General features: G+C 74.7%; 7 protein-coding genes and 3 pseudogenes. 3 read left to right on the plus strand and 7 right to left on the minus strand.

The window, feature by feature from the left end:
• Positions 1 to 1,238 (minus strand): annotated as a pseudogene (locus EFK10_RS11725) (hypothetical protein); the annotation flags it as partial.
• Positions 1,239 to 1,394: 156 nt separating this feature from the next.
• Here EFK10_RS11725 and EFK10_RS11730 point away from each other — a divergent pair.
• A complete protein-coding gene (locus tag EFK10_RS11730) occupies positions 1,395 to 1,775 on the plus strand; it encodes a hypothetical protein (RefSeq protein ID WP_127355668.1) in 381 nt (126 codons plus the stop codon).
• Between the two features lie 18 nt (positions 1,776 to 1,793).
• On the opposite strand, the gene EFK10_RS53190 is transcribed toward EFK10_RS11730, so the two are convergent.
• A complete protein-coding gene (locus EFK10_RS53190) occupies positions 1,794 to 1,925 on the minus strand; it encodes a hypothetical protein (RefSeq protein WP_407647061.1) in 132 nt (43 codons plus the stop codon).
• A gap of 171 nt (positions 1,926 to 2,096) precedes the next feature.
• Here EFK10_RS53190 and EFK10_RS53195 point away from each other — a divergent pair.
• A pseudogene (locus EFK10_RS53195) lies at positions 2,097 to 2,672 on the plus strand (DNA glycosylase AlkZ-like family protein); the annotation flags it as partial.
• On the opposite strand, the gene EFK10_RS11740 reads toward EFK10_RS53195, so the two are convergent.
• On the minus strand, positions 2,561 to 3,511 hold the full coding sequence (locus EFK10_RS11740) for an EamA family transporter (protein WP_240677156.1): 951 nt from the start codon (positions 3,509 to 3,511) through the stop codon (positions 2,561 to 2,563). The pseudogene EFK10_RS53195 and the gene EFK10_RS11740 overlap by 112 nt on opposite strands.
• A 72-nt stretch (positions 3,512 to 3,583) precedes the next feature.
• Here EFK10_RS11740 and EFK10_RS11745 point away from each other — a divergent pair, with 72 nt between their 5' ends.
• Positions 3,584 to 4,501 carry a LysR family transcriptional regulator gene (locus EFK10_RS11745; protein WP_127355670.1) on the plus strand — a complete coding sequence of 306 codons (918 nt, stop codon included), beginning with the start codon at positions 3,584 to 3,586 and terminating at the stop codon, positions 4,499 to 4,501.
• 15 nt (positions 4,502 to 4,516) lie between these two features.
• Here EFK10_RS11745 and EFK10_RS49915 read toward each other — a convergent pair whose 3' ends face one another.
• The 4 genes and pseudogenes from EFK10_RS49915 to EFK10_RS11760 all read right to left on the minus strand — a co-directional run.
• Positions 4,517 to 5,008 (minus strand): hypothetical protein, encoded by a 492-nt coding sequence (locus EFK10_RS49915; RefSeq protein WP_240677157.1) that lies wholly within the window; start codon positions 5,006 to 5,008, stop codon positions 4,517 to 4,519.
• Positions 5,009 to 5,123: 115 nt separating this feature from the next.
• Positions 5,124 to 5,237 (minus strand): annotated as a pseudogene (locus EFK10_RS49920) (sigma factor); the annotation flags it as partial.
• Between the two features lie 101 nt (positions 5,238 to 5,338).
• Positions 5,339 to 6,253 (minus strand): DMT family transporter, encoded by a 915-nt coding sequence (locus tag EFK10_RS11755; RefSeq protein ID WP_127355671.1) that lies wholly within the window; start codon positions 6,251 to 6,253, stop codon positions 5,339 to 5,341.
• Positions 6,254 to 6,377: 124 nt separating this feature from the next.
• A partial coding sequence (locus EFK10_RS11760; RefSeq protein ID WP_206305412.1) for an FUSC family protein occupies positions 6,378 to 7,712 on the minus strand: 1,335 nt, incomplete at its 5' end.

Raw genomic sequence — 7,712 nt, forward strand, 5'->3', positions numbered from 1 at the left:
CCGTCGCGCTCCAGCCGGGTCCGGGCCCCGGCGCCGGTGCGGCCGCGCAGCCCCAGTTGGCCGACCGGGCCGAGCGCCCAGTCGCCGTCCCGGCTCACGCGGTCCGGGCGGCCGGGGTCGAAGAGGCGGTGGGCGGTGGCGGCGAGGCGGCCACCGGGGGCGTCCTCGTCGAGGGCCACCAGGTCGGCGAGGACGTACGAGCCCGTGGTGAGCGCCGACGAGTCGAGGACGGCGACGTCGATCCGGTCCAGGCGGCGCAGTGCTTGGCGATCCTGCACGATCGTGCCGCTGTGCGCGAGGGCTCCGCCCAGAGTGGCGCTGAAGCCTTCGCGGGCGAGCCCCGGGGCCTTGGGGATGGCGGCGAGCGCCGCGCTCAGGGCGCTGCCCGGGCGCCGGGTCACGGCCAGGGCCCCGGCGAAGGCCGCAGCCGCCACAAGGGCCGCCCGGTCCGCGTACTGCTCGACCGGGCCGGCCCGCAGCGGGGTCTCGCGGGGTGGCGGCTCCTCCCAGGCGGCGCCGGCGTGGTGCGCGGCGCCCGCGAGGTCCGGTTCCGCGTTGCTCCAGGCGGTGCGGTGGGCGCCGAGCTCCGCGGTGCTCAGGGCGTGGCGTACGGCGTCCACGCTGAGCCCGAGGAAGCCTCCGGAGCTCGCCTGGGCGGCCGCGTTGAGGCCGGCGATCACCAGGCCCGCGTTGCGCTTGCCGACGGCATTCTCGACGAGGCGGCGCAGTCTGGGCTGGGTGTCGATGATCGTGATGACGGAGGCCAGTTCGACGGGGAGCGGGGTCATGCCGACCAGTCGCCCGGCGACGGCGAAGGGCAGGGCCGCGGCCTGCGCCGCCAGCGACCAGGCGGCCCGCCGGGCCGGTTCCGGGGAGACCGGGTGCGAGGGCAGCGCACCGCCCGCGCCGTGCGCCTCCTCGACCGCCTCGACGACGTCGATCAGGGCTTGCAGGGTTTCCTCGTCGGCCTCGCCCTCGGTGGCGACCACGACGATGCCGAGGATGGCGTTCACCGCCGCCCAGCGCACACCGGACAGCTCCTTGAGGCGCTGCTGGACTGCCTTGGCGGCAGCGGTGGCCTTGACCCCGCCGTCCAGGCCGCGCATCGCGATGTGCGCTCGGCCCTCGAAGGTGCGTACGCGTGCCCGTCCCTCGGGCGCCGGCCCCGCCAGCAGTCCGATCACACCGATCGCGGGCCGTGCCGCGGCCCGCAGCAAACCGGCTCCCGGAACTCTCACCGCCTCACCGCCGCTCGTGTTCGTGGCAGAGGGTTGCGGCTACCCCCGCTATGGGAGTTAATGCCCGGTATGATCGGTTTACCGCACTTCGGGTGCGGTAGGCGGATCCCATCGGACCGCGCACCGCCCTCCGTGAAGCAGCAACGAGGAGGCGACATGTCCAACACCGCAGAGACCGGGCGGAGGACCGCTTCGGGTCGTTCGAGTCAGACGGCACAGCGCAGAAAGACGGCCGCCCGAAAGGCGTCCACGTCGCGCCGGACGGAGCAGTCGCAGTCCGTCGGCACATCTTCCGCCGTCCGGATGCACACCGCCCACACCGACCTGCCGATCCCCTACTTCACGCCCGGCGACCTCACCGCCAACGCCCACGTGATCACCTCGCACCTGCCGCCGCCCAGGCAGCTCGCCTTCTACTGCGGCCTGGGTGCGATGGCGCTGGCCGGTGCGGTCGACTGGCCGGTCGCGCTGGCCATCGGTGCGGCCACCGCCGTGGCCCGCAGCAAGGGGCGGGGCGACGGAGCGCAGAAGGCCTAGAGCAGGTGCCGCGCCGGGTCAGGCGGCGCCCGCGACGGCGTGCTGCGAGCGCGCGTATGCGGCCCAGACCTGCATCAGGAGGCGCAGGACGAGCGCTTCCAGGAGCGCCAGGGCGGCCTTGCCGAGCATCGCTGTGAAGAAGTCCGCCATCGGGGACCACCTCCTTTTCGTCCGCTGTTGTTCCGGTCTCCTCCTTTCTGCACGGTGTCGACATCCGCCGTACGGATGCCGGGCCACGCCCAGGTGAACGCTCGGTGACAACCGGCCCGGTCCGGCAGGATGGCAGTCGTGGAGACGCTGACCACCGCCCACGTACGGGCCATGCGGCTGCGGGCCCAGGCACTCGCCGGCCCACGGCCACGCGATGCCGCCGAGGCCACCCGCCGGGCCGCGGCCCTCCAGGCGCAGGACGCCAAGGCCTGCCGCCTGCAACTGCGGGCCCGCAGCGCAGGGCTCACCGCCGCCGCCATGGACGCTGCCTGCGCGGCCGGACCGGACGGCCCCGCCGTCGTACGGACCTGGCTGATGCGTGGCACCCTGCATGCCGTCCCAGCCCTGGACGTGCGCTGGATGACCGGGCTGCTCGGACAGCGCGTCGCCGACTCGCAGCGCGGCAGGCGGCAGCAGCTCGGCCTCGACGACGAGACCTGCGCCCGCGCGCTTCCCGCCCTGAAGAAGGCGCTGACCGGGCAGCCGCCCGTGCTCCGGGACGAACTGGTCGCCCGGCTCGGCGAGTTCGGGATCGCCCTCGACCCGCGCAGCCGGGCACCCGCCCACCGAAGTCTTCACGGGGAAGGCGCAGTTGGACACGACGGCGTACTCGACCGACGTCGGCTGACCTCACGGCCGCCGGTGGACCGGCTCTCGCCCCGGGCTGCGCCGATCCCGGCGGTGACGACCAGGGCCGTGCCGACGGCCTGGAGGGCGGTCGGGGTCTGGGAGACCAGGACCATGGCGGCGAGGAGGCTGACGGCTGGCTCGAGGCCGGCGAGCGTGCCGTAGGCGGTCTTGCCGATGCGCTGGAGGGCCTGCATCTCCAGCAGGAAGGGCACCAGGGGCATCAGCACGGCGATGCCGGCCACCGCGGCGATCACTCCCCACTTCGGATCGATGACGACACCCGCCGCGCCGAAGGGCGCCGTGAACACGGCTGCGACGGTGAGGGAGAGCGCGAGGCCGTGCTGGGCCTTGAAGCGGCTGCCGACGTGCTGGGTGCCGATCACGTAGAGCGCCCAGCAGGCGCCGGAGCCGATGCCGAAGAGGATGCCGGCCACATTGGCGCCGCTCTGCCAGGGCGAGGTCAGGCAGAGCACGCCGCCGGCGGCCAGGAGCAGCCAGGCGAGTTCACGGCGGCGGCTCAGCGAGGCGACCGCGACGACCAGCGGACCTAGGAACTCCAGGGCAGTCGCGGTGCCGAGCGGTATGCGGGCCGCGGCTTCGGAGAAGAGCAGCATCATGGCGCCGCTCACGGCGCCGAGCAGCACCACCGCGATCACGTCCCGGCGCGGCGCGGCCCGCAGCGCCCGCCACAGGGAGCGGCCGGTGAAGGCGAGCAGCAGGAGCGCGGCGAAGCTGACCCGGAGCCAGGTGGTGCCTGCCGCGCCGATGTCGTCGAAGAGCTCGGTGGTGAGGGCGCTGCCAGTGTGCAGGACGGTCATGGCGGCGAGGACGAGCACCGCCGCGGGCATCTTGCGCGCGGCGTTCGGTGAGGTCACAGCGGTGCTTGTCGTCGTCACCCCGCCATTGGATCGTCTGGCGTCCATGTCTGTCCACGCGTCATTGGCGGATGCAATGTCTACTATTGGTGGATGATTGACGATCAGCTCCCCGACCTCGGCCGGCTGCGCCTGCTGGTCGAGCTCAGCCGGCTCGGCACGATGGCGGCCGTCGCCGAGCGGACCGGCTATGGCACCTCGGCGGTCTCCAAGCATCTCGCCGTCCTGGAGCAGGAGGTCGGCGCCCGGCTGCTCGCACCGGTGGGCCGCCGGGTCCGGCTGACCCCGGCCGGGGAGCGCCTGGTGGAACACGCGGTGGGCATCCTGGCCCGGGTGGAGGAGGCCCGCGCCGAGTTGAGCGGCGGCGGCACGGCCGGGCCCGCCGGACGGGTGCGGCTGGCCAGTTTCGCGAGCGCCGCCGAGCCCCTGGTCGTACCGGCTCTCGTACGGCTGCGCCGGCAGCACCCGGCCCTGGATGTGCGGATGTACGAGCACGAGCCCGAGCAGATCCTCGCGCTGCTGCTCGCCGGGGAGCTGGACCTGGGCCTGGTCTACGACTACAGCCTGGTGCCGCGCGTCGTGCCCACCGGGCTGAGTGTGCGGCAGATCGCCGAGCAGCCGATGCTGCTGACGCTGCCCGCCGGGCATCCGTACGACCCGGGGCCCGACGCGACCGTCGCGCTGGCGCGGCTGCGGCGGCTCGCGGACTCCGGATGGATCACCAACTCCCGGGGCAGCGACGACGACGAGCTGGTCCAGCGGGTGTGCGCACTGGCCGGCTTCACGCCCCGGATCGTCCACCGGGTCGACAGCCTGCACCTGGTCAATCTGCTGGTCGGCGCCGGGCTCGGGGTCGCGCTGCTGGCCGAGTCGGGTGTCGAGCGGTCCCGCGAGGACGTGGTGTTCCGGCCGCTGGATCCGCTGGTGGGACGGCGGCGGCACTTTCTGGTGGCCCGCGACGGCCAGTGGGCCTGGCCGCCGATCGCGACGGTCGTACGCGCCCTGGCATGACGCCCCCGCGGCCGCTCAGCCGGCCACGGCCACCGCACGGGCGACGCTCGATGCACCGGGCAGCCCCGGCGGGGCGTACCCCATCGGCGGCGGCACCAGGCCGAGGCCGGCCAGCAGTCCCTCGGCGGGGATCATCCCTTCCCACTGCCGCGCGCAGAGCAGGCATTCGCGGGTGCGGCGGGCGATCCGCTTGCGCCACAGGGCCGACGGCACGCCGTTCCAGGGGCTGAGCAGCGCCGCCAGCGCACCGCAGCGCGAAGTGGCGGCCAGCGCCCGTACGACGCTGCGGGCCGCGTCGAGGCGGGCCTTCATGCGCTGGACGCGTACGGCGGCGTGCTGCGGGGTGACGCCACGGCCGGCGGCGAGCTCGGAGCGGCTGAGCTCGCCCGCGGCCTCCAGCCACCACAGGGACAGGACGTCCCGGTCCTCGGGCTCCAGCCAGCGGGTAGCCACGGCGACCTCGGCGCACTGCCCGGACAGGCCGAGCCGCAGAATCGTCAGGTCCACGAAGCCGGCCCCGGCGCCGGCCGGGCCGGCCGGCCCCGGTCAGCTCGAAGACCGGCTGGGCCTGCCGGGCGCGCCGGCGGTCGCGGATCTGCTGCATGGCGATGCCGACCAGCCAGGGGCGGAAGCCCGCCGGGTCGCGCAGTCCGTCCAGGCCGCGGACGACCCGCAGCATCGTCTCCTGGACCACGTCGTCCACCTCGGGGCGCCTGTCCAGCACCCGCCCCACCACGTTGTGGACCAGCGGCAGGCACTCGGCGGCCTTGCGATCACACGCACCAGACGCCGCGCGGCCCGCCCTCCGGGCGGCCCGCGCTATTTGTCAGACAGGGCCTAGCGGACCGCCTTGGGCGCCTCGCGGATCTCGGGGTCCTTGAGGGGCACCCGCCTCGACGTGTCCTGGGAGCAGGGCATCGCCGGGTGGCGGCCGAGTAGTACGACGCCGATGGTGATCGCGGCGAGGCCGGCCGCCTCCCAGGCCAGGGCGCCCGGGGTGACGCGCAGCTGGTCGCCGAGGAAGCCGACGCCGCATGCTATGCCGGCCAGCGGCTGGGCGGCGGTCAGCGCGGGCAGCGACATGCGCAGCGGGGCGGTCTCGAAGGCGCTCTGGACAAGGACCAGGCCGGTGAGGCCGATCGCGGCCACGGCGTAGGGCTGCCAGTGCAGGACGAGGGCCGCGATGCCCTGGTCCTCGACCAGCTGGCCCGTCGTACGGGTGAAGGCGTCCTGGAGCCCGTACAGCAGCCCGGCCGCCAGGGCGAGGACGGTGGCCTCACGGGAGGGCGTCAGCCGTTTCGCGACGCCGACCAGCAGCACCGCGAGGCCGGAGACGATGCCGACCAGCAGCCAGTGGCGCAGCGGCCCGGCGTGCCCCCCGCCGCCCGAGGGCTGGCCGGCGACGATGAAGGCGGTGACGCCGGCGGCGAGGAGCAGCACCCCGGACCAGCCCTGGCGGCCGAGCCGCTGGCCGGTGAGGCGGCGCGAGAGCGCCATCGCGAAGAGCAGGCTGGTCGCGGTGAGCGGCTCGACGAGCGAGACCTCGCCTTTGGTCAGCGCGAGGGCGCTGAGCACCAGGCCGGAGACCATGAAGAAGATGCCGAGCAGCCATTCGGGCATATGCATGAGGTCCAGCAGCAGCCGGAAGGACAGGAAGTCCGACAGGGGGGCACGCTGCGCGGCGCGTTGCTGCAGTACGAAGCCGAGCCCCAGGCAGCAGGCGGCACTCAGCCCGAGCAGGAACACGGCCACAGTTTGTCAGTCCCCTCGTAGGACGACGTCGGTCGAACGGCTTGGGGCCGACGATAACCCCACCGGCTGTGTGATCGCGATGCCTCGCGACCTTGTGGCGGTGCCCCCTTGACAAACGCGGCTGTCACCACATGGTCACTTCCCGGATACGGTGCAGCTCGGCGACCACGTCCGCGAGGGTTTCGCACTCCGGGGTGGTCGTGAGCTCCGGCGGAGCGCCCTCGGCCCGCCCGTCGAGGGCGTCCGCGAGGGCGGTGATGGCCGCGGTCACCTCGGCCGCCTCGCGCGCCGAGGGCCGGGGTGCGCCGTGCTCCATGCGCACCGCGCAGGCCGTCGCGGCGTCCACGATGCGCTCCGCCGACGCGATGAGGGGACCCCAGTCCGTGATCCGGACCCGCTGGGCCGGCAGCTCGGCCCGTACGGTCTCTGCAGCGGCTCTGGCCTCGCCGAGCGCCTGGTACGCGGCCCGGCGCAGCGCCATCCGCTCCCCCGCGCCCTCCCCTGCCGGTGCGCGGAGGACGTGGGCGAGGTAGGCCTCGGTACGGCGCAGGGCGGCCGCGAGCCGGTGCCCGACCCGGGCGGCGGGGTCGACCAGCCGGGGCAGGTGCCCGGCCAGCAGCACGATGGCGCAGGCGATGGCGGTGTCGGCCAGCCGGTTCCCGGCCGCCTGGGTGTCGCCGCCGACCCAGACGAAGGACAGCACCAGCAGCGTGACCACCGCCGTCTGCAGGGCGTAGTGGCGGCCGGCCACTGGTACCAGCGCCCCGGCGGCGCCCGCGACGAAGGCCGGCCACCAGTGGCCGCCGGACAGGGCGGCGGCGGCACCGGCGAAGACCAGGACGCCGAGCGCCGTTCCGGCGAAACGGTTCACCACGCGGGAGAACAACGGCCCGAGGTCGGGCTTGACCAGAAACGCCGCCGTGGCCGGCAGCCAGTACCAGTGGCCCGCGCTCAGTGCCAGCGCCACGGCGGCGCTTGCCGTCACGCACACCGCTACCCGGGCCCCGTACCGCCGACCGGGCGCGCTCAGCATCCGGCGCCGTACGCGGGGCGGGACCACGGACCGCACCTCGGCGGGGCTCGACACCTGCGGCGCGCTGCGGTCGAATGCCAGTGCGGCCTGCAGCAGCGCGCGGTCGAAGGCGGCGCGCGCGGCCGTGCTCGACTCGGGCGCGGACAGCGACCCTGGCGACGTACCGGTACGGATGGCGGCGGCCAGCCGGCGCGGTCCCTCCACGATGCGCGGCGGCAGCGGCCGCCCTTCCCACAGCAGTGCCACGCTTGCCTCGCACAGCGCGGTCGCCGCGTCGAAGCGCTCGGTCAGCAGCAGTTCCTCGTCGGTGACCCGGCGCCGCAGCAGCCGGTGCAGCCGCAGCGCCTCGTCGGCCCGGTCCAGCGCCGCCGTGAGCCGCCGCCGCGCCGGTACGGCCCCTGGGCCGCCGACCGCAGCCAGCGCGTC

Source organism: Streptomyces soli, from assembly GCF_003999195.1.
Classification (GTDB): Bacteria; Actinomycetota; Actinomycetes; order Streptomycetales; family Streptomycetaceae; genus Actinacidiphila; species Actinacidiphila soli.

Coding starts and splice junctions, on each gene's coding strand:
- EFK10_RS11730 (WP_127355668.1), top strand. CDS start 1,395: ATGTCCAACACCGCAGAGACCGGGCGGAGGACCGCTTCGGGTCGTTCG.
- EFK10_RS53190 (WP_407647061.1), bottom strand. CDS start 1,925: ATGGCGGACTTCTTCACAGCGATGCTCGGCAAGGCCGCCCTGGCGCTC.
- EFK10_RS11745 (WP_127355670.1), top strand. CDS start 3,584: ATGATTGACGATCAGCTCCCCGACCTCGGCCGGCTGCGCCTGCTGGTC.